Source organism: Pseudidiomarina sp. (assembly GCF_048268165.1).
Classification (GTDB): Bacteria; Pseudomonadota; Gammaproteobacteria; order Enterobacterales; family Alteromonadaceae; genus Pseudidiomarina.
The window spans coordinates 475,203-499,871 of the sequence record NZ_JBLWWA010000001.1; the positions used below are offsets into that span (position 1 = coordinate 475,203).

Consider the following 24,669-nt stretch of genomic DNA (forward strand, 5'->3'; position numbering starts at 1 on the left):
TTATAATAATTAATAAAACCACACATTAGCTAAGTAGACAGCGGTTCAATGCTTAAATTATTCTCTCGATTTCGTTCAGTTTGGATGGCGGAGCTTGTCCGTCGTCATGAATTGCAAAATGGCTTTCAACGTGCCGACGCGATAGAACAGCAAGCGCGGCAGCTTCCAACCATGGAACAGCGAGTATTTAAACGCGCTGAACTATTGGCCGCGCGACTTGGATTAGTCCATCAACTCAGACTTTGGGATCACTTCCGCCGCCTTATAGCTATTGTATTGTCGTTACTGGCAGTGCTTGGTGCTGTTGCACTGGTGCGTGGCACCTTAACCGTCGCTGAACCCATTTCATTAAGTTACGCCCTAATGATGTTATTGGGGTTGCACGTGATCTTGTTCTTCTTATGGTGTGTTTCTTTGTTTATCAAGGATAGTTTTGGTTGGGTAGGGCGCATTTCATTGTGGGGTTTAGAACACATTGGTCAGCGCGATTATAACCAGCAGTTCAACAACACCTTGCTGACTATTGCAAACCAATATCGATTAACCAAACCAGCAGGTGCAGCGCTAACCCACGGCTACTGGACCTTGTTTATGTTAATGGTTTGGTTCGTGTTGTTTTTCCACCTCAGCACCAGTGCTTATGTTTTTACATGGGCCACGACAATTTGGCCAGCGGATACCTTGCAAACTTGGGTGAGTATAATTGGCTTTCTACCGTCCATGTTTGGCATTGATGCGCCTTCGGTTAAGGCATTGTGGGATAGCCCTGAGGCCTCTGCTCAACTTTCGGCAGGTCGTTGGTTGTTAAGCTGCGTGATTATTTATGGTGTTGTGTGGCGGGGGATTTTTTTGCTTGGCGCAATTATCCTGTTACTTGCACGAGTGCGGCGTATGAAAATTGATCTGACGTTGCCTGGTTACGCGCCCATTATACGTAAACTCACTATTTCTGCGGCAACTGAGCTGGTGGATGCCGATAGTGATGTCTCCGGTATGTACAATGTACAGCAGCGTACCCCAGAACCTGGCCGCGGTGAGCTGGTTATCAGCCTTGACCACGAAGCGGACCAACAATGGTTGCGTCAGCATCAAGCTGAGTCCTGGTTTGGTGGGGTAATTGCGCGCACGGAAGAAAAGCAAAGGTTGCTTGACCGGCTTTCCGAGCATCCGGTTGCGAAGTTAACAGTTCGCGTGAATGGCCAATTGACGCCAGATCGCGCGGCACTGCGATTTATTGCCTTGCTGCGCCAGTATTGTACCGATGTGCATGCGCACTTGGTTACTACGGAACGCGCGGATGAACAGCGGATTAAACATTGGCAAGATGGCCTAACTGAGGAGGGCGTTGTATGGAACCAATAAACGCACTCATGCTTGCCGTTGTTGGGCACACTAATACGGGTAAAACATCGCTAATGCGCACCTTGCTGCATGACAGCCAGTTTGGTGAAGTTGATTCGCGCCCCAGCACGACCCGTGAAGTTACCAGCATCGACGTTGAGGCTGATGGGCACACCCTAATTCGTTTGTTTGACACGCCAGGATTGGAAGCTGGCTCTGATTTGTACGAACACTTGGTACAAAGCGAGTCAAACTTCCGTCACGATGGCCCAGCTCAGGTTCGCCACTTTTTGAATACAATGGCCGCTGGGCATGAGTTTGAGCAAGAATCTAAAGTGTTGCGTCAGTTATTAAAATGTCATGCGGCACTTTATGTTATTGATGTGCGCGACCCTGTTTTACCGAAGTACCAAGATGAGTTAAGCGTGCTAGCACGTTGTGGTAAACCTATTTTACCGATTCTAAATTTTACTGGGCAAAAACCGAATCATGTTAACCAATGGAAGCTGGCACTGACCAAAGTAAACTTGCACGCTCACATTGAATTTGACGCGGTAAGCCCGCCAGACGGTGGCGAATCGATTTTATTCAACCGTTTAAGCGCTATTGTACCGGGCTTTCACCAGCAACTTGAGCAGCTTGCGGATTATCGCGAACTGCAACGCCAGCAACGTTTAGACACTGGATTAACGCAAATAGCTGAGCTTTTAGTTGATGTTGCAGCTTTTCATGAGCAGGTAAAACCAAACACTGATGACGCGCAACTGAAGCCGATTATTGAATCCATGCAAAGCTTAGTGAAACGGCGGGAGCGCAATTGCGTAACTGAAATGCTGGCGCTCTATGCGTTTCGACTTGAACACGTGCGCCTGCAACAACTGCGACTAAATGACGGCCAGTGGAAAGACGATTTATTTGAAATAGACACATTGAAAGAGTTTGGCATTAAAGCTGGTGTGGGCCTAGGCAGTGGCGCTGCCATAGGTGCTGGCATTGACTTAATGGTTGGTGGTGCAAGTTTAGGTGCCGGAACAGCCATAGGTGCCGCTATTGGTGGCGCTTGGCAGGGTTGGACGCACTATGGGAAAAAACTCGTTGGCCATTTAAAAGGTGAACGCGAACTCATTGTTGACGATGAAATTCTCAAACTGCTTACCTTGCGACAGATGAACCTATTGCAACAGCTGGCAACCCGCGGCCATGGTTCGCAAGCGCTGTTAATGGTTACCCAGTCGTCAAAGCTGCGCGAACAATTTCTACGCGCATTATCGACCCGATTAAAATTGGCACGTCGCAATCCACAGTGGTCGAGTTTGAACCAGCGTAGTTTCGTGCGAGACGCTCAGCGGCAGGCTTGTGTAAGCGATGTCACTGAGCTCTGTCGTGGTTTTTGGAGTCAAAGTTAAACTAAACTAAACTAAACTAAACGATGTGCCTAAGTTTAGGTAGCCGCATTACCTCGCTTTAGTTGTCTTCGAACGCGTTGATCATTAGCTATACTGACACTGAACTAAAATATAGAAGAGTAAAGAGTAGTAACTCTCTTAAACACCAAAAGGAAACTCGGTGAAAGACTCTGCTACGAATATTTCAGATAAGTATAAAACGCTGATTCGACGCGTCGTGCTCGCAACTTTTGTTACCGGCGTGATTGCCAGTGTTGCCACGCTTATCCCGCTGTCGTTTTACATCAAGCAATCAGCCAATAATATGGGCTTAGCTTATGCATCGGCACAAGCATTGTCTGTGCAACAACAACTGCAACATTATCAAGCTATTGCCAATCAATTTGCCAGTCGCACGCAAATTCGAAACTTATTTGAATCCTACACGCAAGGTGATGTGTCATCTGAACTTCTACGTCATGAAACCACAAACCGTATTAAAGATGCGGCTGTTTTTATTCCAGAATTGATTGTTGGGTACCGTATTCAGTCTAATGGAACTGTTATTGCCGCTTATGAAGGACCCTCTGCTGGTATTATCGAGTCAATTGATGCAATAGATACCGACCAGCTGAGCCGGCAGGGGCTGTATTATTTGAGCTACGGCAATAACCCAGCCGATGTCAAAATATTAATTACAGCGGCCGCGCCTATTTATGACACCAATCGCAGGGTGATTGGTGTCGATGTTCTACTATTTAGCAACATTGAAATTCTAAATATTATTGCTGAACTAAATAACTCGGGGCAAACCACTGAATTTCGCTTAGTTAATACGCGCGAAAACGTCTATATCGAATTTGACCAGCGTAGTGGTCGACTTACACAAAAAGCGTTTAGCAGAGGTGAACTATTTAACATCGTGGCCTATGGATCGGCACCGTTTACCTATAGTGAAACTCTAGATGACGACACCAAGCGGCAGCACTTTTTTATTCCGTTTGTGGATTCAGACTGGGGACTGGTTGCGGTGAGTACAAACCCGAGTATGTTTAAGGCACTTTTATCCGAGTTCATTTGGATAGCGGCGGTTATCTTACTGACTGTGATGCTGGGTACGTTATTACTGCGCCGGCACTTGCAACCGATTATTCGGGCGCAGCTATCGCAACATAAGCAATTGCGTGAAACAAATCACAAGCTGCGCTTAGCCAACACAGTATTCGAGAAAGCTAAGGAAGCTATTGTTATTACCGATCAAGACTTAGTCATTCTCAGGGCTAATCAAGCATTTGCGGATTTATTTGAAATTGAGCCTGGGTTAGTGCGCGACAAAAACTTATTATTATTCGCAGATAAAGAGCGGATGACGCGAGCCACTCAAAATGAAGTACGCAAACACGTTAAAAAGCATGACAGCTGGCAGGGCGAGGTTTGGTACAAGAAGCCTAAAGGCGACAGCTTTCCGGCTTTACAAACCATATCACCGGTGCGAAATAGTGACGGTAACGCGCTGCAGCTTATTCATATATTCAACGATATATCTGTTGAAATGCATGACCATGAACGCTTACGGAAACTTGCACTGACTGACTTACTAACGCATTTACCAAACCGTTTCGCCATTTTACAACATATTGATGATGCCATTGCACGCATCACCGTCTCAAGGCAGCAATTTGCTGTGCTATTTCTTGATCTTGATAAGTTTAAGCCCGTAAATGATACCCATGGTCACGCTGTTGGCGACGCGTTGCTGCAAGCTATAGGGCCACGTATTAGTGAACAACTTCGTGCGGCAGATATCGTTGGGCGGCTTGGAGGCGATGAATTTGTTATTGTTATCGAACATGTTCAGCAGCAAGCTGATATTGAGCGTATCGCAGGCGATATTATCAAGGCGGTACAAGAGCCATTTCGAATTGGCGAACTCAACATTCACGTTGGGGGTTCTATGGGAATAGCGATATTTCCTCAGCACGGCAAAAACGCACAACGCCTATTAAAACTCGCCGATGAAGCCATGTACAAAGCAAAGCAGGGTGGCCGAAACCGATACTGCCTAGCGGAATAGTTCGTGGAAATTACAGTGCGGATATAAAAAGGGCTCGATACCATGTATCAAGCCCTTTTTTGTATAAGTTGGTCGGCGTGAGAGGATTTGAACCTCCGACCCCTGACACCCCATGACAGTGCGCTACCAAGCTGCGCCACACGCCGACCGAGCCCGCTATATTACTGATTAATGCCAAATAGGCAAGCCCACGTTGCACTGACTGTTGCTTTATTGTGCAGTTTTACTCGTTGCTTTTATCATAACTAAAACGTTTTAGTTTTCGAATGCCATCAACCAATACCGGAGTGGCTGGTGATACGCCCGGAAGTAACTTTAATTCGGCGTTGTCAAAGGTACGAATGCTTGCGTCCGCTTTAATAATTGACGTCATTTGTTCGTCATAAACCACCAAATCATGACCAAAGCTGGTCATAACGGGCATACGGCGTTGCTCTTCGGTCAAGTTAATACCAATTGAATAGGCATCGGCATCATCAACGCAATTCATGTAGTCGCTTAATACCGTTGGCATGATGTCAGTGAGCAGCACCAAAGGTTGCTCCTGCAGTGCTAAATTTTCAGTATGCAGCAAAGTGACTTGCATGGCGTTACTGGAAAAGTTTTCTTTCTGTACGGACATGCTTGGTTGTAAACCAACCACGATTACTTGGCTACCTTGCTGCAGTTGGCGACGAATAACGCGAGTCACATCGTCGCTTAAAGCGTCGTCAACAGCTAAGCCGATAAAGGCGGCGGGTTCGGGCAAGTTAAATGCATCGAATTCTGCCATAGGCGCCGGCATTAGCTGATTTTCTGAGTAATTATGAAGGGTAAACTCAACACGATAATCACGTAATGTTGAGAAATAAACGGGTTGCTTATCCGCTTCATTAATAGGCTGTTGGTACAAATCAGGCAGTGCGTAAATCAATTCAAACAAGGCACTTTGACTATTCGGGTGCCCAATTACCGTGGATGCATACTTACGTAGCGCAGGAAATTCTGTTTGTAACGCCTGTAGCGTATTCGTGTCCAACTTGTTTAGGGCTACCAGAAGCGTGTCCGGCGCTTCTGATACGCGCGCACATTGTAACGCACGGGTTGGATACATCAGATCAATTGAGGTGCCCGTGCGAATGAGACTTTCAGTGGCTTCAAGCCGTTGCTCAACCAGCAAACCATGCTTACTCATTAAGGTTTTAGCTGTGGTTGGGTAGCTCAATGGAAACATGTCATCTTGCTTGGTGATAGGGGTATAGAACACCGCATCAGCCCAAACATGAATGCTATGGCTGGCTAGAAAGCACAACACAAACACTGCGCTGAAGGCATTGCCCCAATGCTTCTCCTGCAACCGGTCAAGACGCTTCCAAGCGATATTGGCTAAACCCAATTCAAAGATCAGCAACACCACAAATATCAAAAGCATGCCGATTAGAATCAAGAAGCTTGCGCCTGCAAACGCTGTTTCGGCGTCAGTGGCGAGTTGTGACAGCGAGTACGTATTTAAATGATACCCGTATTGGCGATAAAACAAAGCATCTGCCACCAGCGCAATTAACCCAAACGAAGCGACCAACGTGGCAATACCGCGAAGTATGCGTGAAAATGGCACCATCAGGCAGAATGGGAAAATCAGGATAATAAAAACAATAAAAGGTAGAAACGCGAAGTGGCCAATCCAGTTCAGCATTAAGTAGATAACACCTAATGCACTACCGGGAGCTTCAGTTGCTTCAATGTATAATGTGCCTATGGCCAGTACAAGCAGGATATTAAAAAACGTAAACCAGTGTCCCCAACTGATTAAACGGGCAATTTTGTCGCGGCGTTGCTTACGTTGTTTCATGCGTTGTATGAACCTTTATGCTTGTTTTTCCATCGATTGTAGCAGCACTTTACCAAATTGTTCAGCAACCTTGTAAGCTTCTTCCGGTTGGTAGTTTGCGCTGATGATATTGGTCACCGCGTTACCGAGGGTCATTAAGGCTAAATCTTTTGGCGCATTGTGTTGATTCAATACGTCCATAACTTCGTCAAGTAGCTGCTGCTGGGTTTTCGCATCGTATTTAGAAACAATCGGCATGGTTTTAATTCTCAACATGTTAAACTAGCCGTCATAGTACCACAGGGATTGACAGAGGACACCGAGATAACATGCAAGCTGATGTGAAACATAGCATTATTCATCAATTCTACACCAACGATGGGCAGATTGGACTGCGCGTTGCGCCCGCGACGCTGGCGATTAACGATGAGGTTGGGCTACTGCTTAGCGAGCTAACCGATGTTTACAACGCGAAGCCAAGTAAAGGGTATGCGCGTTTTATTGATCCGCAAAATGACGATGCGGAAAGCCATCAAATCAGTGAGTTTCCCAACTGTTTGCAGGCTTGGCGCTCTGGCAGCGAAGAGTTCGTCGCATTTTCGCAGCAAGCAGCGAAGATATTGCATCAGCAATTGCAGCATTACGGTATTTTAGAAGATGGTTTTTTGGTAATTGCGAGCTATACCGAACTTGGTCAAGATTACCTGGTAGTTGCATTTTTGCCGAGTAAAGACGGGGTTTCTATTGCACCCGACTTATCGGTCGATCGTTCCTCTCAGCTGGACATCAGCAAAGTGCAGTTGGCGGCCACAATTAATTTGACCGAATGGAAAGAAGAGCCTGATTCGGCGACGTATATTTCATTTATAAAGGGGCGTGTTGGACGCAAAGTTTCTGACTTCTTCCTTGATTTTCTTGGTTGTGCTGAAGGCCTGAATGCCAAGAAGCAATCACAGCAGTTGGTGGATAGCCTTCATCAGTACGTTAAAGAAGCGGAAATGCCCACTGAGCAAGCTACAGCATTGCGTAAATCGGTGTATGACATCTGTGACAACTCATGGCAAAACAATGAGCCGGTGCGCGTTAAAGATTTATCTGAGCAGTTGCATGAAGCGGTTCCTGCAGAGCGCAGCTTCGCTGATTTTAGTGCCGCGCAAGCACAACCGTTACCCGAAGAAATTCGTACCGATAGAACCACATTACGTAAATTAGTGAAGTTTCAAGGCCAGGGCGGTGGGCTTAGTCTGGGGTTTGATCAGGAGTTGCTAGGCAGTCGCGTCGAGTATGACCCGCATACCGACAAACTCACAGTGCATGGTACGCCGCCAAACTTGCGTGAACAATTACGTCGCTATTTTGGTATCGATAGCTAATAAACAAAAAACGCCGACTGTACCCTAGAGTATAATCGGCGTTTTTATTTGGTGCGGAGGGAGGTTTATTTACTACCTTGCACCGGAATAATGTTGGTTGCATGAAGACCTTTTGGGCCTTCCTCGAGTTGAAACTCAACATCTTGTCCAGCTTTCAATGTGCGATAGCCTTCCATATCAATGGTTGAGTAATGTGCAAAAATATCACCTTCGCGATCTTCTGCCTCGATAAAGCCAAAACCCTTCGAGTTATTGAACCATTTCACTTTACCGGTTGCCATACTTCTACGTCCTTTATTCTGCATTTAAAATTTAGTTATTGTTAGAATGGTTGCTAACGAAAACGAGAGTGCTTAAACACTTGAAATGTCGCCTTGTTAACACCATGTTTTACTCTAGGTGAGTTCTGGTGAGAGTCAAGGCGTTTTTTGTGTGTTTTGTGACCAAATTGCAGTTTTTTTGAAGGCTTTTTCACAGAACTCACAAATTTTTAAGCCAAATATTTAAATAACTACTATATATAAGTAAAGGGTCATCATGGGCATGACAGATCGTCACCAACAGGGCAGTGAACGTGTTGCTGAAAAGCAAAAGCTACAGCCGCCGCCAATGTACAAGGTGATTTTAAACAACGATGACTACACGCCAATGGATTTTGTCATTGAAGTGTTGATTAAGTTTTTTCGGATGGATCAAGAACGCGCGACGGATACGATGCTAATGATTCATTACAAGGGGCGCGCTATTTGTGGCGTCTATTCTGCCGAAGTTGCAGAGACCAAAGTTGTGCAAGTGAACCAGTATGCAAGGGAACATGACCATCCATTGTTATGTTCTATGGAAAAAGCCTAATGCTTTGCAGCTGTAAACTGGGCCATTTAAGAGGTAGCTCATGTTAAATAAAGCGCTAGAAATAACATTGAACGATGCGTTCCGTCTGGCTCGTGATCACCGTCACGAGTTAATGACTGTCGAGCATCTCCTATTAGCTTTACTGGATAACCCTGAGGCGGCAAAAGCGCTGCGCGCATGTGGGCTTGAATTTACGCAATTAAAACAGGAACTGTTGAGCTACGTTGATCGCAGTACCCCAAGTTTTGATGATGAAAGCGCTGATACCGATACACAGCCGACGTTAGGTTTTCAGCGGGTATTGCAGCGCGCGGTATTTCATGTGCAATCGTCTGGCAACAGTGAGGTAACCGGCGCCAATGTGCTGGTTGCCATTTTCGGTGAACAAGAGTCGCATGCGGTTTACTTATTAAATAAGCACGACATCACGCGGTTAGACGTGGTGCATTACCTTTCGCACGGGTTGACCAAAATTGATGATGAGTCGTCACAGCCAGACAGCAGCGACGCGGAAACGATAGAGTCGCAAACCGAAGAACAGCAAAGCTTCTTAAAGCGCTTTTGTACCAATTTAAATGCACGCGCACGAGAAGGCCGAATTGACCCGTTAATTGGCCGTGACAGTGAATTGGAACGCTGCATTCAAATATTATGCCGTCGGCGGAAAAATAATCCGTTATTAGTTGGTGAAGCGGGCGTGGGTAAAACTGCTATTGCTGAAGGTTTAGCCTATCGAATTGTTCATAACGAAGTGCCCGAAGTTATGGCAAACGCAATCATTTATTCATTAGACATGGGTGGATTGCTGGCCGGTACTAAATACCGGGGTGATTTTGAGAAACGATTTAAGCAACTGCTAAAGGAATTGTCAGAGCAACCTGACGGTATTTTGTTTATTGATGAAATTCACACCATTATTGGCGCAGGTGCGGCCAGTGGTGGGGTGCTGGATGCATCAAATCTGCTTAAACCATTGTTAAGCAATGGCGATTTGAAATGTATTGGCTCCACCACGTATACCGAGTTTAAAAATATTTTTGAGAAAGATAGAGCACTTGTTCGGCGCTTTCAAAAAGTTGATGTGGCTGAGCCATCGGTTGATGACACCACACGAATTTTGCAAGGCTTAAAAGACCGCTACGAAGCTCACCATGGCATTCGCTACACGCAACCAGCTATTCGTGCTGCGGCTGAGCTGTCTGCGCGCTACATTAACGAGCGCCATTTGCCGGACAAAGCCATTGATGTGCTAGACGAAGCGGGCGCGAGTCAGCGTTTGCTGCCACCGTCAAAGCGTAAGAAAACCATTGGTGTTCAGGACATTGAAACAATCATTGCTAAAATTGCACGTATCCCTGAGCAGTCGGTGTCGCGCAGTGATCAGCAAATACTCAAGAACTTAGATCGTAACTTGAAACTGGTGGTGTTTGGTCAAGATCAAGCAATCGATCAACTGACTGCTGCAATCCGCTTGTCGCGTTCAGGATTAAGCCAAGAGCATAAGCCAATTGGTTCGTTTTTATTTGCAGGCCCAACAGGTGTTGGTAAAACCGAGATCACACAACAGTTAGCGAAAGCTCTTGGTATTGAGTTTCAGCGTTTCGACATGTCTGAATACATGGAGCGACATGCGGTAAGCCGCCTGATAGGTGCACCACCCGGGTACGTTGGGTTTGAGCAAGGTGGTTTACTCACCGAGGCCATTATCAAAAACCCGCATTGCGTGTTGCTGTTGGATGAGATCGAAAAAGCGCATAGCGATATCTATAACATTCTGCTGCAGGTTATGGATCATGGCACATTAACGGATAACAATGGTCGTAAAGCCGATTTCCGTAATGTGATACTAGTAATGACCACCAACGCGGGTGTGCAGGAAACGGTACGGCAGTCGATTGGATTCCAGCAACAAGATCATGCGCCTGACGCTATGGTTGAAATTAATCGAACCTTCTCACCGGAGTTTCGCAATCGTTTAGACAGCATTGTTTGGTTTAATCACTTAAATCAAAATGTGATAGAGCAGGTAGTTGATAAATTCATCTGTGAACTGCAAGCGCAACTGGATAAAAAGCATGTTTCACTGGAGCTTGAACCGGCAGCAATTAGTTGGTTGGCGGCTAAAGGCTATGACAAAACCATGGGCGCACGTCCAATGGCACGGGTTATTCAAGAACACCTGAAAAAACCACTCGCCAACGAAATATTATTTGGCAAGTTAGCTCAAGGCGGTTCCGTGAACGTAAGCGTCGTAAATGATGAGTTGGCGCTGGAAGTGGAAGAGAGAGAAGTTCGCGGTTCAACAACTGGTTGAACCGCGAACTTAGTTCTAAATTAGCGCGCGCGGAAGACGATTCGACCTTTCGTCAGGTCGTATGGGGTGAGCTGCACAGTTACAGTGTCACCAGTTAAAATGCGAATATAGTGCTTGCGCATTTTGCCAGAAATATGAGCGGTCACCACGTGGCCGTTTTCTAGTTCAACGCGAAACATTGTGTTTGGCAGGGTATCTAAAACCGTGCCTTGCATTTCAATGCTGTCTTCTTTTGCCATTCAAGTCCTCGATAAATTTTCTGATTGTGCGAATAATTCGCAAATTTATAGTGTGCCCGACACATCAAAGGGATGCATCGCGCTAAAAGTGGCCAGAATTTTAGCCGTTTTTGCATGGAATTGCCACTGCTTATCGCCTTTCGTCAGGCTTTTAGCGTTGTTGGTGTCCACAAATTCTTACGCAAAGCGCCTTCTTGCTGCTGCAAACACCGTAAATACTCGGTGCGCGGTAAATCATGTGCGCCCATGCGTACCGTATGTGAATTGCTAATTTGCGCATCGATAAGTGCACCGCCGGCGGTAAAAAAGTGCCTAGCAAAACAAATAAGTGCGGTTTTACTGGCGTTTGTTTGGGTATGAAACATGCTTTCAGCACAGAAAACGTTGCCTGCGGCTACTCCATAGAGCCCGCCGACCAAGTCATTGCCAGACCAAACCTCTACCGAGTGTGCGCGCTTGTGATGGTGGAGGTTGATATAAGCTTGCATCATTTCAGGATGAATCCAGATGCCGCGTCCAGCGTCGTCATGCACTTTCGCGCACGCATGAATCACCTGTTTAAAGGCATTATTAAGAGTAACGGTGAAAGGGGTGCGTTTTAAAAACCGCTGCATTGAACGGCTTACATGTAAACTTGACGAAGTGATCACGGTGCGTGGGTTAGGGCTCCACCACAGAATGGGATCTTGATCGCCATACCAAGGAAAAATGCCGTGCTGGTAGGCTTCAACTAAACGCGCTACCGATAAATCGCCACCAAAGGCGAGCAACCCATTGGGTTCAGCAAGAGCAAGCTCTGGTGATGGAAACTTTACCGAATCCGGATTCAGTTCGAACAGCACCAGAGCTCCTAGGGCGCGTTAGATTACGCCTTGGTTAAACCATCAAGATAGCGTTCGGCATCGAGCGCGGCCATACAGCCTGTACCTGCTGATGTGATCGCCTGACGGTAAATGTGATCCATAACATCGCCCGCAGCGAATACACCAGGCACACTGGTTGCCGTGGCATTACCGTGTAACCCCGAGCTAACCACAATATAACCGTCTTGCATTTCAAGCTGGTCTGCGAAAATACCCGTATTCGGCTGATGCCCAATTGCAATGAAACAGCCCATAACATCAAGTTCTGATAAGGCCCCATCTTGGGTGTCTTTAATACGAATGCCGGTTACTCCAGCATCATCGCCGAGCACTTCGTCGAGTGTTTTATTTAAATGCAAAGTGACGTTGCCGTTTTTCGCTTTGTCGTGCAAACGATCAACCAAAATCTTTTCAGCACGGAATGTATCGCGACGGTGAATGACGTGAACCTCGCTGGCAATATTGGCAAGATAAAGGGCTTCTTCAACAGCGGTATTACCGCCACCGACAACTGCTACTTTCTGATTGCGATAGAAAAAGCCATCGCAGGTTGCGCACGCTGAAACACCGCGGCCCATAAATGCTTCTTCTGAATCCAAACCTAAATATTTTGCCGACGCTCCGGTTGCAATAATCACGGAATCAGCCGTGTATTCACCAGAATCACCAAAAAGCTTCAACGGTTTAACAGAAAAATCAACGCGATTGATATGATCAAAAATCATCTCGGTATTAAATTTTTCAGCATGCTTTTGCATGCGCACCATCAAGTCAGGGCCGGTTAAACCTTCAGGATCACCGGGCCAATTTTCAACGTCAGTGGTGGTGGTCAATTGACCGCCCTGTTGCATACCGGTCACCATGACAGGATTAAGGTTAGCGCGCGCAGCATAAACGGCTGCGGTATATCCGGCCGGACCTGAACCCAAGATGAGCAGACGGCAATGTTTGGCTTCAGCCATAAGTGTAATACTCCGTTGTTCTTTATTTTTACGCTAGCTTAGATTGACTATGGGGGTGATTGTATGGATTACAAGCCCTTGAAACAAGAGACCCGTAGAGGAAATCCTCCACGGGTCTTGTCAATAAATCAATCCGGCTTACGATTGCGTAAGCAGATTAGGCTTTGATGGCTTGCATTGGGTCAATATAGTCAAGCCCAAGCTGCGCGCCTAAATCGTCATGAATTGCTTTATAGGTAATTTTACCTTTATGCATGTTCAAGCCGTTTAATAGGTGCGGGTCATCTGCCATCGCTTTTAAGCCTTTGTTCGCTAACGCAAGACCAAATGGCAACGTGGCGTTATTAAGCGCAATGGTGGAGGTACGTGCAACACCACCTGGCATGTTTGCTACACAGTAGTGAATAACATCTTCAACAACGTAGGTTGGATCTTGATGGGTGGTTGCTTTTGAGGTTTCAAAACAACCGCCTTGGTCGATAGCTACGTCAACCACAACAGAACCAGGCTTCATGTTTTGCAAATGTTCACGAGTCAGCAATTTTGGCGCTGCTGCACCTGGAATCAGTACGGCACCGATAACCAAGTCAGCTTCACGCGAGAACACATCAATTGCATCAACGGTGGAGTAGATGGTTTTTACGCGGCCCGCAAAAATGTCATCCAATTGACGCAAACGCGGCAGTGAGCGGTCTAAAATTGTCACGTCAGCGCCCATACCCACAGCCATTTTAGCTGCTTGAGTACCTACAACACCGCCGCCAATCACTAAAACTTTAGCTGGTGCAACACCGGGTACACCACCAAGCAAGGTACCGCTGCCGCCATTGGCTTTTTCCAAATGATGCGCGCCCGCTTGAATGGACATACGGCCGGCAACTTCGCTCATTGGTGCTAAGAGTGGTAAGCCACCGTTACGATCAGTTACCGTTTCATAAGCAATTGCGGTTACGCCAGCTTTAGCGAGTAACTCGGTTTGCACTGGATCTGGTGCTAAATGCAGGTAAGTATAAAGAATTTGACCTTCGCGCAATTGCTCACACTCATGTGGCTGCGGCTCTTTTACCTTGATGATCATTTCCGCCTTGGCGAAAATTTCTTTAGCGTCAGCAATGATGGTTGCGCCAGCTTGCTCATAATCTTCATTGGTGAAGCCGATTGAAAGGCCGCCATTTTGTTCAATCATGACTTGGTGACCGTGTGCAACGTATTCGCGAACCGCGGCAGGGGTTAGGCCGATGCGATACTCGTGGTTTTTAATTTCTTTAGGTACACCAATCAGCATGGTTGTGCTTCTCCAATTTACTTGTGGTAATCAATGATATCGAGTCAGCAAGACACGATAAGTTAACGGCGGCAATTATAGATGATAAGCTAGGTGTGTTTCGTACTTTTTTTATATCTATTTATAGTCTATAAATAGGTTATAGCGCCTCACAATAGAGAAAACCAATGTTTAATGCTGAAGAACCCGTAGAAATAACTATTGACAGGATAGACCGGAAGATCTTACGGATTTTGCAGGACGACGGACGTATCAGTAACGTTAATCTGGCGCAACGCGTCGGCTTAAGCCCTACAGCGTGCAACGAACGTGTACGTAAGCTCGAGCGTGAAGGGGTGATTGATAGTTACCATGCACGAATTAATCCTGCCAAACTCGGTGCAAATTTGATGGTGTTTGTTGAAATCACATTAACCCGAACTTCATCGGATGCATTTGCCGAATTTGGTGAGGCAGTGCGCCGCACACCGGCAATTCTCGAGTGCCACTTAGTGGCAGGTGACTTCGACTTTCTCATTAAAGCGCGGGTACCGGACATGCCGGCCTATCGTAAGCTGCTGGGCGAAACAATTCTAACCATGCCGGGCGTGAACGAGTCGCGCACCTATGTGGTGATGGAAGAGGTAAAAGATGATAATAAGGTTCTCATTAAAGGTTAAGAAAAGGTGGTATAAATAGCTGAATAACCCTGCTAACCACGTTACAATGCTGGGTACTAACAAAAACAACTATCGCAACATCAGAACATTAGGGAATACGCAACCATATGGTCATTCAATCACCAAGCTGGAGAAGCGCATGAGTGGAGTCCAACGGGTACTCGAAGTTGGCCTGATTCTATGTGGCGCGTTTGCAATTTTTCTATTTTTAGCGCTGGCTAGTTTTAATCCAGCCGACCCAAGTTGGTCGCAAACGGCCTACGAAGGCACCATTCATAACGCTGCGGGCTCAATTGGCGCGTGGTTTGCTGACGCGTTGTTGTTTGCGTTTGGTTTTGTTGCATACTTAATCCCTTTTGGTCTCGCCGCGCTCGGTTACATGATGTTTCGCCAGCCGCATAGATTACTGGAGCTAGATTATTTAGCGGTGGGGCTGCGTCTAATTGGCTTGGTACTCACTTTGGTTGGCAGTTCGGCGCTGGCCTCGCTAAATTTCAATGACATCTATTCATTCTCTGCGGGTGGCGTGGTTGGCGATGTCATTAGCACGTCGTTGCTGCCTTACTTTAATGTTATTGGAACAACTTTATTATTACTGACGTTTTTGTGTACTGGGTTAACCCTAGTTACCGGTATTTCCTGGATTTGGCTAGCTGATAAACTTGGCGAAATAACCATTGCCGGCACGCTAGGCCTGATTCAACTAACCAAACGTTTGGCAAGTCGCATTAAGTCTTACAACAGCTCGCGCGAACGAACACACTCGCCAGATATCAAAGCGCAGAAGCCAGCAGCACTGTCACCTAGCCAGAAAACTTTACCAGCGACCACCATTCGGCAAGAGCCCGAGTTGGATTTAGATTTATCTATTAATGCACTGGACGATGATGACCCAGAAATCTTTATCGACGATGCGCCTGCGCCAAAGGCCAAGAACAAAGATGAAGCGCGCTTTGCACCAAAAGCAACTGCGGCTAAAGCACCTAGCGCTGATGTTAACCATGATGACGACGAAGATACTGATGGGCCGATCAAATTATCGGTTGACCCATTACCGTCAATTGAACTGCTAGATCGACCCAATAAAACAGGTAATCCGCTGACACCAGAAGAACTTGCGCAAATCAGTGAAACCGTTGAGGCCGTCTTGCAAGATTTTGGCGTTGAAGTGAAGGTTGCCAACGTTCAGCCAGGCCCGGTTATTACGCGTTTTGAACTTGATTTAGCGCCGGGTGTAAAGGTTTCTAAGATTTCGAACTTAGACAAAGACATCGCGCGTTCGCTGAGTGCAATCTCGGTACGCGTGGTTGAAGTTATTCCAGGTAAGTCGTACGTGGGCCTTGAGCTGCCAAATAAATCCCGTGAAACCGTGTTTTTCAGTGAGGTCATTGCCTGTGATGTATTCCAGCAAAGCCAGTCACCGCTAACAATGGTATTGGGTAAAGGTATTTCTGGTGCACCGGTAGTGGTCGATTTAGCTAAAATGCCGCACTTGCTGGTGGCGGGTACCACAGGTTCAGGTAAATCAGTGGGCGTGAACGTGATGATTCTGAGCTTACTTTATAAGAGCTCACCTGAAGACGTTCGCCTTATTATGATTGACCCTAAGATGCTTGAGCTGTCTGTTTATGAGGGCATTCCGCATCTATTAACCGAAGTAGTCACCGACATGAAAGATGCTGCCAATGCATTGCGTTGGTGTGTTGGCGAAATGGAACGGCGCTATAAACTCATGTCTGCGCTTGGGGTTCGTAACCTCAAAGGCTACAACCAGAAAGTTATGGACGCGAAAGAAGCCGGTGAGCCGCTGCGCGATCCAATCTGGAAACCCGGTGATTCAATGGATGAGTTGCCACCGTACTTAGAGAAGCTGCCAAGTATTGTGGTTGTTATCGACGAGTTTGCGGACATGATGATGATTGTCGGCAAAAAAGTAGAAGAACTCATAGCACGGATTGCACAAAAGGCTCGGGCAGCTGGCATTCATTTGATTCTAGCCACGCAGCGACCGTCTGTTGACGTGATTACCGGGTTAATCAAGGCCAACATTCCAACGCGTATCGCGTTTCAGGTGCAATCCAAAATTGATTCACGCACCATTTTGGATCAACCGGGCGCTGACCAGTTGTTAGGGCAGGGTGATATGTTGTATTTACCACCGGGAAGCGGTGTGCCCACGCGTGTGCACGGTGCTTTTGTTGATGATCACGAAGTGCATGCGGTGGTAGCAGACTGGAAGAAACGTGGTAAGCCGAATTACTTAGAAGAAATTCTCAAAGGCGGTGTGGATGAAGACAGCCTGCTACCCGGCGAACAACTCGACTTGGGCGACGAAGAAAGCGATCCATTGTACGACGAGGCGGTCGCCTTTATTACCGAAGCACGTCGTGTTTCAGTGTCCAGTGTACAACGCAAATTTAGAATTGGTTACAACCGTGCCGCGCGCATTGTGGAACAAATGGAAGCCAGTGGTGTCGTTAGTAGTGCCGGTAATAACGGTCAACGCGAAGTGCTCGCGCCGCGTCCACCGCGCGATTAATTTGAAGTAAATGGAATACACAACATGAACGCATTGAAATTATTAGTAGCTGTTGGCGTTACTGTAACAACGCTCGTTACCGCAACATGGCTCCCGGCTGAAGCCAGTGAAGCCGATCGCCAAGCGCTATTGCAGCGCTTAGAAGGTTTAACCACATTAGAGGCTGATTTTAGTCAACAGGTTACCGATGTGAATGGTGAGTTGGTGCAACAGTTGCACGGACGCATGGCAATTGCTCGCCCGAACTTACTATATTGGCAAACTGACGCGCCCGACGAAACATTGATGGTCGCTGATGGCCAAAACCTCTGGTATTACAATCCATTTGTGGAACAAGTTACGGTATACAGCCAGTCGGATGCTGTGGCGCAAAGCCCATTACTGTTGCTACTCGATGGTGATAGCCAAGCTTGGCGCGATTACAACGTGAAAAGCGAAGCCAACAGCTTTTCATTACAACCCAACGCAGGTGCCGCAAGCGCACAAAGTTTACAGTTGGTGTTTGCCGAACAGGGCGCACCGGCTCAGCTACAGCGTATTATTCTTGATGATGGGCAAGGCCAAATCAGTACAATTGAGCTAGAGCAAGTGCATCTCAACAAGGCACTTGACGGTAAACTCTTTAAATTTGATATGCCGGAAGGGATTGATCTGGATGACCAACGCTAACGGCGAATTTGAGCTGGAGCCTGATTTTAGGCCGTTGGCTGCCCGCATGCGGCCGACAGCATTAAACGAATACATCGGGCAGCAACATATTCTGGCCCCTGGTAAACCGCTCTATGAAGCGATTAGCCGGGGGCTTTTGCATTCGATGATTCTTTGGGGGCCGCCAGGAACTGGGAAAACAACCTTAGCAGAACTGGTGGCCATGAGTGGTGCTGCGGTACTGGATAGAATTAGTGCTGTAACAGCAGGTGTAAAAGATATTCGTGCGGCTATAGAAGCCGCAAAGCAGCGTGCATCAAGCCACCAGCAACGTACTGTGCTGTTTGTTGATGAGGTACATCGGTTTAATAAAAGTCAGCAGGATGCGTTTCTTCCGCATATTGAAAACGGCACCATCATTTTTGTCGGCGCAACCACAGAAAACCCAGCGTTTGAGCTGAATAACGCTTTGTTGTCCCGTACCCGCGTTTATCGCTTGCAGTTACTTGCTGATACCGAGATTGAGCAGGTTTTATCGCAAGCGTTAACTGATCAAAAACGAGGGCTGGGCAAACGCCCGTTACAGCTGAGTGATAACGCGCGAGATTTTTTGATTCATGCAGCGGCCGGTGATGCCCGGCGTGTTTTAAACTTTTTAGAAATTTGTGCGGATGCTGCCACCGATAGCGTGATTTCATTAGAGCTAACACAAGAAGCGGTTGGTTCACGGCAGGCGCTGTTTGATAAGCAGGGCGATGCTTATTACGAACTGCTGTCGGCGTTGCATAAGTCAGTGCGTGGCTCGTCACCCGATGGCGCCTTGTATTGGTATGCGCGCATTCTGCACGGTGGCGGAGATCCGCTGATTGTAGCGCGTCGCGTACTCGCTATTGCCTCGGAAGATATCGGCAATGCCGACCCGAGAGCCATGCAACTGGCTCTCAATGCATGGGACACATTCACGCGGGTAGGGCCGGCCGAAGGCGAGCGCGCGATTGCGCAGGCGATTATATTTTGTGCAATGGCGCCCAAAAGCAACGCAGTTTATCAAGCGTTTAATCAAGCGAAACGCCTCGCAGAAGATTATCCAGATTTACCCGTGCCGAAACACTTAACCAATGCCCCAACCGCACTGCATAAAGCGGATGGTTATGGTAAGGACTATCGCTATGCACACGATTATCCCGGCGCTTTTGTGGCGGGTGAGCGCTATTTACCAAGTGCGATTGCCGATACGCAGCTCTATGCTCCAACTGAGCGCGGGTTAGAAAAGCAATTGCACGAAAAATTAAAGTGGATGCAGCAACAACACCAAAATAGCGATTGGCAGCGCGGCGAAGATGACTAACTTATTTTGGGTTGCTACAGGTGGAGCGATTGGCGCCATGGCACGTTACGGCATGGGAATGTGGTTAATTAATCTCAGCAAAATATTTCCTTTCGCGACGCTAATCGTTAACATAACGGGCTCATTTTTGTTGGCTTTGCTATTTGCTACGCAATACCAACAAGCAGAGCCAAACCAACAACTCTGGCTCTTTTTAGGTGTTGGTGTTTTAGGCGCATTCACAACCTTTTCAACCTTTTCGCTGGACGTAGTATTGCTCGCACAGCAAGGGGATTACATAAAAGCATTGCTCTATGCTTGCTTAAACGCTTTTGGATGTATTGCTGCGGTGCTGTTGGCGCTGTGGCTGAAGTCATAAATTTAATCGATTGGGAAACTCATGTTAGACGCTAAGTTATTTCGTAGTGAACTCGCTGAAACGGCAGAACGCCTCAAGACCACACGTGGTTTTGAATTGGATGTATCACGCTTAGAAACCTTAGAGCAGCAGCGCAAAGACTTGCAAGTTCGCACTGAAACCTTGCAGGCTGAACGCAATTCCCGTTCGAAATCGATTGGTCAAGCGAAGGCTAAAGGCGAAGATATCGCACCGTTATTGGCCGCCGTTGATGATTTGGGCGCCCAACTCGATGCAGCAAAAGCAGAGTTAGCGACTGTGCAGGATGCACTGCAGCAAATTATTGCTGGCGTGCCTAATTTACCTGATCCGTCGGTGCCATTGGGGCCAAATGAGGACCATAATCAGGAAGTTAGCCGTTGGGGCGAGCCACGCCGTTTTGATTTCGCGCCGAGCGACCATGTGGATGTGGCAAGTGCAATCAATGACGGTATGAATTTTGAATTAGGTTCTAAGTTGGCGGGTGCGCGCTTTGTTGTTTTACAAGGGCAAATAGCGCGCCTACACCGTGCGTTAACCCAATTTATGCTTGATTTACACACCACGGAACATGGATATCAAGAAACCTATGTGCCTTATTTGGTGAATCATGACACGTTATTCGGTACAGGGCAGTTACCTAAATTCGGTGAAGACCTATTTCATGTTCAGGGCGCAACTGAAAATCAGGTAGCGCTGTCGTTAATTCCCACAGCAGAAGTGCCATTAACCAATCTGTGGCGTGACGAAATTGCTGATGAAGACCAGCTGCCATTGCAGTATGCGGCGCATACCCCATGTTTTCGTAGTGAAGCCGGTTCACACGGCCGTGATACCCGTGGTTTAATTCGTCAGCATCAGTTCGATAAAGTGGAACTGGTGTGGCTGGTGAAACCGGAAGAATCAATGGACGCTTTGGAACAGCTGACTGGGCACGCCGAAAAAGTATTGCAGTTATTGGAGCTACCTTACCGAAAAGTGCTGCTATGTACTGGTGATATGGGCTTTGGTGCTGCGAAAACCTATGATTTGGAAGTGTGGTTACCCACTCAAGAAAAATATCGGGAAATCAGCTCTTGCTCGAATATGCAGGACTTCCAAGCGCGTCGCATGCAAGCACGCTTCCGTCGTAAAGGTGCGAACAAACCAGAACTCATGCACACCTTGAACGGTTCCGGTTTAGCAGTTGGCCGTACTCTGGTTGCGTTACTGGAAAACAATCAACAAGAAGATGGCTCTGTAACTGTACCTAAGGCTTTGCAGCCATATATGGGTGGCGTTACTCGAATTGCAGCGAAATAATGTCGCTGCTAGCTTTCGAGGCTGTTTAAATGCATTTAGCGGGCTTGGGCAGGCCCGCTATACGTGTCGCTTGCTTGGCTGGGCCTTTAGGGAATAATTTGTATAAATAAATGCTGTTGGCTTTGTCTGGCCCCAAGCTTTTACCGATGGCTTTTACTAATACCCGCATGGCAGGGCTGGTATCGTAAGTTTGGTAGAACTCTCGAACAAAATTCACCACTTCCCAATGCGCTGCTGTTAGCTCTATGCTCTCCAAGCTCGCAATATACTCCGCAAGCTCCGGTGACCACTCATCGAAATTAGCCAGATATTCGTGCTTGTCGGTTTCATATTCCCGCCCATTAAACTTAAACATCGCTGGTTTCATCCCAAACTATGTAGCTAGTGGCCTCAAGCGTCATTTCAACCCAGCGCGCAGCGCCGAGTTGAATGATAGTAGCAGGTAATTCCTCGATATCGAGTAACTTCAATTCTGCATGCAGGGCATAGGGAGTAACTGGCAGTTGTTCAACCAGCTCAGGCCTTTCAACAACATCCAACAACGCTTGTTCACTTAAAATTAAAATGGTGTTTGGCAATAGCCAACGTTGTAGCCACGCTTGATTAGGCCAACTTCTCACAAGCATCACAGGCGCCGGCTGAGTATCAGGTAAAGAAAAATCAATCATAATAGGCGCTCAGTAGGTAAGTACTTTGGTTAGTTGTGAAAGTTTCGCCTGCCAGCTATCGGCGTCAAGTACCTTGATAGCAGCTATAAAGTCACTTTCTGACAAGCCGCGCGCTGCCAGTTCTTCTTCATGAACCCATGGCGCAGGGCAATCAAATAACTCCAACATGGCGTAACGTTTATGCAATGAACGATTGTTTTGTAGTGTGTCACCGTTATGCAGCCACAAATCTATGCCACGACCGGTAAGTATCAGTTGGGGGTTCAAGTCCATGCTGGCAAGGGCCAACAACATATCCTGACCATGCCAGGCTGTTTGGCTATCACTTGGCTGGGTTTGAATTACAGCGAGTGTCATGATGATTAGGGTCCGCGATGCTAAAACTGAATGACATGATCGGCTGCAGCTGCAGCCATCGAAAACTCGCTGAGACCACCATTTTGAAAGGGGGCCACAAGTTCATCGACACCCATGTTATAGGTTGTTTCTGCAACGGTATTGCAAATGACCAGTGGGATATTGTGTTCGTGCGCGAATGTTTGCCAAAGCGCCACTGCATCAGACTCGGCGGGTTGCTGTGCGTGCAGTACCGCAGCGCTATAGAAAAACACCATATCAATGTGATGGCCAGAAACAAGCGCAGCCTGCGCGTAGTGATACGCTAACAGGCTGCGATTATGGGCCGGAACGTCAGCCGCAGGTGCGGCATGTAACGCTAGAATAATCCGTGCCACAGCCCTACCTTTACTCGTCGCCGCCAAACGCGGTTAAAATATGCAGTAGGCTTACAAAAATATTATAAATTGAAACGTACAACGTAACTGTCGCTAACACATAGTTACGCTCGCCACCATGAATAATGGCGCTGGTTTGCATAAGAATGGCACCTGCCGAAAACAGAATAAACAAGGCTGACAGGGTTAAGCTCAACGCTGGCACGTTCATAAAGATATTCGCGACAAAGGCAACCAATACCACAACGAATAATGCGGTCATCATGCCACCTAAAAACGACATATCCTTTTTGGTTGTCAACACATAAGCTGACAAGGCAAAGAAGGTTAATGCGGTGCCACCAAGCGCGGTCATAATAATTTGATCACCAGCAGGACCAATGGCACTGATTGAACCAAGAATTGGGCCTAGGGTGTATCCCATGAATCCTGTTAACGCAAACACGGAAACTAATCCTGCTGCGCTGTTAGCCGTTTTATGAACAAGGAATAATAAACCATAGAAACCGACCAGCGTAATGATGAAGCCTGGATGAGGTAATCCCATGCTCGCAGCAATAAACGCGGTAAAGGCGCTAAATGCCAGTGTTAAACCGAGTAACATGTAGGTGTTACGCAGTACCTTGTTAGTTTGTAAAACTGTTTCACCGCGCTGTGCGGTAGAAATGTGAGCTTGGTTACTCATGTAAATCTCCGTGTTGTTCTCAATGGCTTATTCTACGAACAAGTTAATCACCTAGAGTGTACCGTATAAATGGGTACCAAAGGCAATGTTTTCAAGCGAAATTCATACCTGATTGTATAAAATGACAGCAAACGAACCATTTGGTTTAAATTTTTCCTTTACAAGCGTGTTTCAGCTCTTTATCATTCGCTTCGTCTTGAGGCACACACCTTAGAGACCGCGGAGAGATGGCAGAGTTCGGTTTAATGCACCTGACTTGAAATCAGGCGTGGGTTCGCGCCCACCGGGGGTTCGAATCCCTCTCTCTCCGCCACATTCGGAAAGCCCGCTCATTTGAGCGGGCTTTTTTCGTTTTGCGTCTGCTAGAATATCGAGTCGTGCAGTCAAGGAGGCCACATGCAGTTTTCAGCGATACTTCAACAAATAACGCCCGCAGCGGAACAGACCATTCAACTGCCTGAAGGATGGGGGCAGGGCCGTGCACTCTTTGGCGGGATTACCGCAGCTATTGCGTGGCAACATGCACATTATGGGGCAAACGCGGAACAAGCTCTGCGCGCATTCACTGTGTCCTTTGTTGCGCCGGTGCAACCGGGCGAGGCGACACTGGCACGACGTATTCTGCGTGAAGGTAAAAATGTGACTCAGATTGCTGTTGAAATTCTACAGGGCGGTGCTGTGGTGCTGTCGGCTTTAGCAAGCTATGGTCGGTCACGCCCTTCGGCAGTGCAAGTAACGGACACCCTTCAGGCAAATGTACCAAGCCGTGAACTTGGCGCTGAGTTTCCCAAAGTAAGTATTCTGCCTGAATTTACAGAGCACTATGATTACGCGGTTTCTGTTGGCGGTTTACCTTTTTCAGGCAATACCTCACGCGAATTTGGTGGCTGGATGCGCTACCGCCAGGAACAACAGCCAATTACGATCGGTTTATTGTTAGGGTTGGTCGATGCATGGCCACCGGCTGTTTTGCCACATTTGCAACAACCAGCACCCGCCAGTTCACTCACATGGACTATCGAATTTCCAGAACCTCTGGATGCGCAAAAGAGCACGCACGATTGGTGGCAATATGTCGCATATATCGATTACGCCGCACACGGATATGGGCATACGCATGCGCACATTTGGGACGATGAAGGCAAATTAGTGGCCATCAGCCGACAAACTGTGACGGTGTTTGGTTAATACTTGATCAGTTTGTAAGAAATA

The 24,669-nt window shown here is 47.2% G+C and carries 24 protein-coding genes, 2 tRNA genes and 2 pseudogenes; 15 read left to right on the plus strand and 13 right to left on the minus strand.

Going from position 1 to position 24,669, the window contains the following annotated elements; all coding sequences use genetic code 11:
- Nucleotides 1-48: 48 nt before the first annotated feature.
- The 3 genes from ACN0UY_RS02200 to ACN0UY_RS02210 all read left to right on the plus strand — a co-directional run bounded on the left by ACN0UY_RS02200 (nt 49) and on the right by ACN0UY_RS02210 (nt 4,800).
- A complete protein-coding gene (locus tag ACN0UY_RS02200) occupies nt 49-1,362 on the plus strand; it encodes a DUF2868 domain-containing protein (RefSeq protein WP_417665176.1) in 1,314 nt (437 codons plus the stop codon).
- Complete coding sequence (locus ACN0UY_RS02205; RefSeq protein ID WP_417665177.1) at nt 1,350-2,747, plus strand: GTPase/DUF3482 domain-containing protein; 1,398 nt, start codon at nt 1,350-1,352, stop codon at nt 2,745-2,747. The genes ACN0UY_RS02200 and ACN0UY_RS02205 overlap by 13 nt, the downstream gene beginning before the upstream one ends.
- A gap of 160 nt (nt 2,748-2,907) precedes the next feature.
- Complete coding sequence (locus ACN0UY_RS02210; protein ID WP_417665178.1) at nt 2,908-4,800, plus strand: diguanylate cyclase domain-containing protein; 1,893 nt, start codon at nt 2,908-2,910, stop codon at nt 4,798-4,800.
- Between the two features lie 69 nt (nt 4,801-4,869).
- On the opposite strand, the gene ACN0UY_RS02215 is transcribed toward ACN0UY_RS02210, so the two are convergent.
- The 3 genes from ACN0UY_RS02215 to ACN0UY_RS02225 all read right to left on the minus strand — a co-directional run bounded on the left by ACN0UY_RS02215 (nt 4,870) and on the right by ACN0UY_RS02225 (nt 6,886).
- Nucleotides 4,870-4,946: transfer RNA gene (locus ACN0UY_RS02215), tRNA-Pro, on the minus strand.
- Nucleotides 4,947-5,023: 77 nt separating this feature from the next.
- Entirely contained in the window at nt 5,024-6,631 is a 1,608-nt protein-coding gene (locus tag ACN0UY_RS02220; RefSeq protein WP_417665179.1) for a DUF3413 domain-containing protein, read from the minus strand.
- Nucleotides 6,632-6,646: 15 nt separating this feature from the next.
- Nucleotides 6,647-6,886 (minus strand): DUF1414 domain-containing protein, encoded by a 240-nt coding sequence (locus tag ACN0UY_RS02225; RefSeq protein WP_417665180.1) that lies wholly within the window; start codon nt 6,884-6,886, stop codon nt 6,647-6,649.
- A 53-nt stretch (nt 6,887-6,939) separates the two neighbouring features.
- Here ACN0UY_RS02225 and yejK point away from each other — a divergent pair, with 53 nt between their 5' ends.
- Nucleotides 6,940-7,983, plus strand: coding sequence for a nucleoid-associated protein YejK (gene yejK, locus ACN0UY_RS02230; protein WP_417665181.1), 1,044 nt, complete (start codon nt 6,940-6,942; stop codon nt 7,981-7,983).
- Nucleotides 7,984-8,048: 65 nt separating this feature from the next.
- Here the strand turns inward: yejK and cspD are convergent, their stop codons facing one another.
- Nucleotides 8,049-8,264 carry a cold shock domain-containing protein CspD gene (cspD, locus tag ACN0UY_RS02235; protein WP_092854897.1) on the minus strand — a complete coding sequence of 72 codons (216 nt, stop codon included), beginning with the start codon at nt 8,262-8,264 and terminating at the stop codon, nt 8,049-8,051.
- Nucleotides 8,265-8,526: 262 nt separating this feature from the next.
- Here cspD and clpS point away from each other — a divergent pair, with 262 nt between their 5' ends.
- The gene (gene clpS / locus ACN0UY_RS02240) at nt 8,527-8,835 is read left to right on the plus strand and encodes an ATP-dependent Clp protease adapter ClpS (protein WP_128351488.1); all 309 of its coding nucleotides are present in this window, start codon (nt 8,527-8,529) and stop codon (nt 8,833-8,835) included.
- Nucleotides 8,836-8,875: 40 nt separating this feature from the next.
- Complete coding sequence (gene clpA, locus ACN0UY_RS02245) at nt 8,876-11,149, plus strand: ATP-dependent Clp protease ATP-binding subunit ClpA (RefSeq protein ID WP_417665182.1); 2,274 nt, start codon at nt 8,876-8,878, stop codon at nt 11,147-11,149.
- 20 nt (nt 11,150-11,169) lie between these two features.
- Here clpA and infA read toward each other — a convergent pair whose 3' ends face one another.
- The 4 genes from infA to ald form a co-directional block, all read right to left on the minus strand.
- Nucleotides 11,170-11,388, minus strand: coding sequence for a translation initiation factor IF-1 (gene infA / locus ACN0UY_RS02250; RefSeq protein ID WP_008489926.1), 219 nt, complete (start codon nt 11,386-11,388; stop codon nt 11,170-11,172).
- A 143-nt stretch (nt 11,389-11,531) separates the two neighbouring features.
- Nucleotides 11,532-12,230, minus strand: coding sequence for a leucyl/phenylalanyl-tRNA--protein transferase (gene aat, locus ACN0UY_RS02255; protein WP_417665183.1), 699 nt, complete (start codon nt 12,228-12,230; stop codon nt 11,532-11,534).
- A 23-nt stretch (nt 12,231-12,253) separates the two neighbouring features.
- Complete coding sequence (gene trxB / locus ACN0UY_RS02260) at nt 12,254-13,213, minus strand: thioredoxin-disulfide reductase (protein ID WP_417665184.1); 960 nt, start codon at nt 13,211-13,213, stop codon at nt 12,254-12,256.
- A gap of 157 nt (nt 13,214-13,370) precedes the next feature.
- Nucleotides 13,371-14,498 carry an alanine dehydrogenase gene (gene ald / locus ACN0UY_RS02265; protein WP_339880158.1) on the minus strand — a complete coding sequence of 376 codons (1,128 nt, stop codon included), beginning with the start codon at nt 14,496-14,498 and terminating at the stop codon, nt 13,371-13,373.
- A 167-nt stretch (nt 14,499-14,665) separates the two neighbouring features.
- On the opposite strand from ald, the gene lrp reads away from it, so the two are divergent.
- The 7 genes and pseudogenes from lrp (at nt 14,666) to serS (ending at nt 21,370) form a co-directional block, all read left to right on the plus strand.
- Nucleotides 14,666-15,157 (plus strand): leucine-responsive transcriptional regulator Lrp, encoded by a 492-nt coding sequence (gene lrp, locus ACN0UY_RS02270; RefSeq protein ID WP_417665185.1) that lies wholly within the window; start codon nt 14,666-14,668, stop codon nt 15,155-15,157.
- A gap of 139 nt (nt 15,158-15,296) precedes the next feature.
- Nucleotides 15,297-15,764 (plus strand): annotated as a pseudogene (locus ACN0UY_RS02275) (DNA translocase FtsK 4TM domain-containing protein); the annotation flags it as partial.
- Nucleotides 15,765-16,202: 438 nt separating this feature from the next.
- Nucleotides 16,203-17,696 (plus strand): annotated as a pseudogene (locus ACN0UY_RS02280) (DNA translocase FtsK); the annotation flags it as partial.
- 24 nt (nt 17,697-17,720) lie between these two features.
- Nucleotides 17,721-18,365: an outer membrane lipoprotein chaperone LolA gene (gene lolA, locus ACN0UY_RS02285; RefSeq protein WP_417665186.1), complete on the plus strand. Its 645-nt coding sequence runs from the start codon at nt 17,721-17,723 to the stop codon at nt 18,363-18,365.
- Nucleotides 18,352-19,692, plus strand: coding sequence for a replication-associated recombination protein A (locus ACN0UY_RS02290; RefSeq protein ID WP_417665187.1), 1,341 nt, complete (start codon nt 18,352-18,354; stop codon nt 19,690-19,692). The genes lolA and ACN0UY_RS02290 overlap by 14 nt, the downstream gene beginning before the upstream one ends.
- Nucleotides 19,685-20,050 (plus strand): fluoride efflux transporter CrcB, encoded by a 366-nt coding sequence (gene crcB, locus ACN0UY_RS02295; RefSeq protein ID WP_128351497.1) that lies wholly within the window; start codon nt 19,685-19,687, stop codon nt 20,048-20,050. The genes ACN0UY_RS02290 and crcB overlap by 8 nt, the downstream gene beginning before the upstream one ends.
- 21 nt (nt 20,051-20,071) lie before the next feature.
- A complete protein-coding gene (serS, locus tag ACN0UY_RS02300; RefSeq protein WP_417665188.1) occupies nt 20,072-21,370 on the plus strand; it encodes a serine--tRNA ligase in 1,299 nt (432 codons plus the stop codon).
- Between the two features lie 25 nt (nt 21,371-21,395).
- Here the strand turns inward: serS and ACN0UY_RS02305 are convergent, their stop codons facing one another.
- Genes ACN0UY_RS02305 through ACN0UY_RS02325 form a run of 5 tightly spaced genes read right to left on the minus strand, consistent with a single transcriptional unit; the run spans nt 21,396 to nt 23,457 of the window.
- The gene (locus tag ACN0UY_RS02305) at nt 21,396-21,725 is read right to left on the minus strand and encodes a TusE/DsrC/DsvC family sulfur relay protein (RefSeq protein WP_417665189.1); all 330 of its coding nucleotides are present in this window, start codon (nt 21,723-21,725) and stop codon (nt 21,396-21,398) included.
- Complete coding sequence (locus ACN0UY_RS02310) at nt 21,718-22,038, minus strand: hypothetical protein (RefSeq protein WP_417665190.1); 321 nt, start codon at nt 22,036-22,038, stop codon at nt 21,718-21,720. Before ACN0UY_RS02310 ends, ACN0UY_RS02305 begins: the two co-directional genes overlap by 8 nt.
- Before the next feature lie 9 nt (nt 22,039-22,047).
- Complete coding sequence (locus ACN0UY_RS02315; protein ID WP_417665191.1) at nt 22,048-22,395, minus strand: DsrE family protein; 348 nt, start codon at nt 22,393-22,395, stop codon at nt 22,048-22,050.
- 20 nt (nt 22,396-22,415) lie between these two features.
- The gene (locus ACN0UY_RS02320; protein WP_417665192.1) at nt 22,416-22,772 is read right to left on the minus strand and encodes a DsrE family protein; all 357 of its coding nucleotides are present in this window, start codon (nt 22,770-22,772) and stop codon (nt 22,416-22,418) included.
- A 10-nt stretch (nt 22,773-22,782) separates the two neighbouring features.
- Complete coding sequence (locus tag ACN0UY_RS02325; RefSeq protein WP_128351503.1) at nt 22,783-23,457, minus strand: Bax inhibitor-1/YccA family protein; 675 nt, start codon at nt 23,455-23,457, stop codon at nt 22,783-22,785.
- Nucleotides 23,458-23,678: 221 nt separating this feature from the next.
- Between ACN0UY_RS02325 and ACN0UY_RS02330 the strand changes: the two genes are divergently transcribed.
- Both ACN0UY_RS02330 and ACN0UY_RS02335 read left to right on the plus strand, forming a co-directional pair.
- Nucleotides 23,679-23,770 (plus strand) — tRNA-Ser (locus tag ACN0UY_RS02330).
- A gap of 83 nt (nt 23,771-23,853) precedes the next feature.
- The gene (locus ACN0UY_RS02335) at nt 23,854-24,645 is read left to right on the plus strand and encodes a thioesterase family protein (protein ID WP_417665193.1); all 792 of its coding nucleotides are present in this window, start codon (nt 23,854-23,856) and stop codon (nt 24,643-24,645) included.
- Nucleotides 24,646-24,669: the final 24 nt, after the last annotated feature.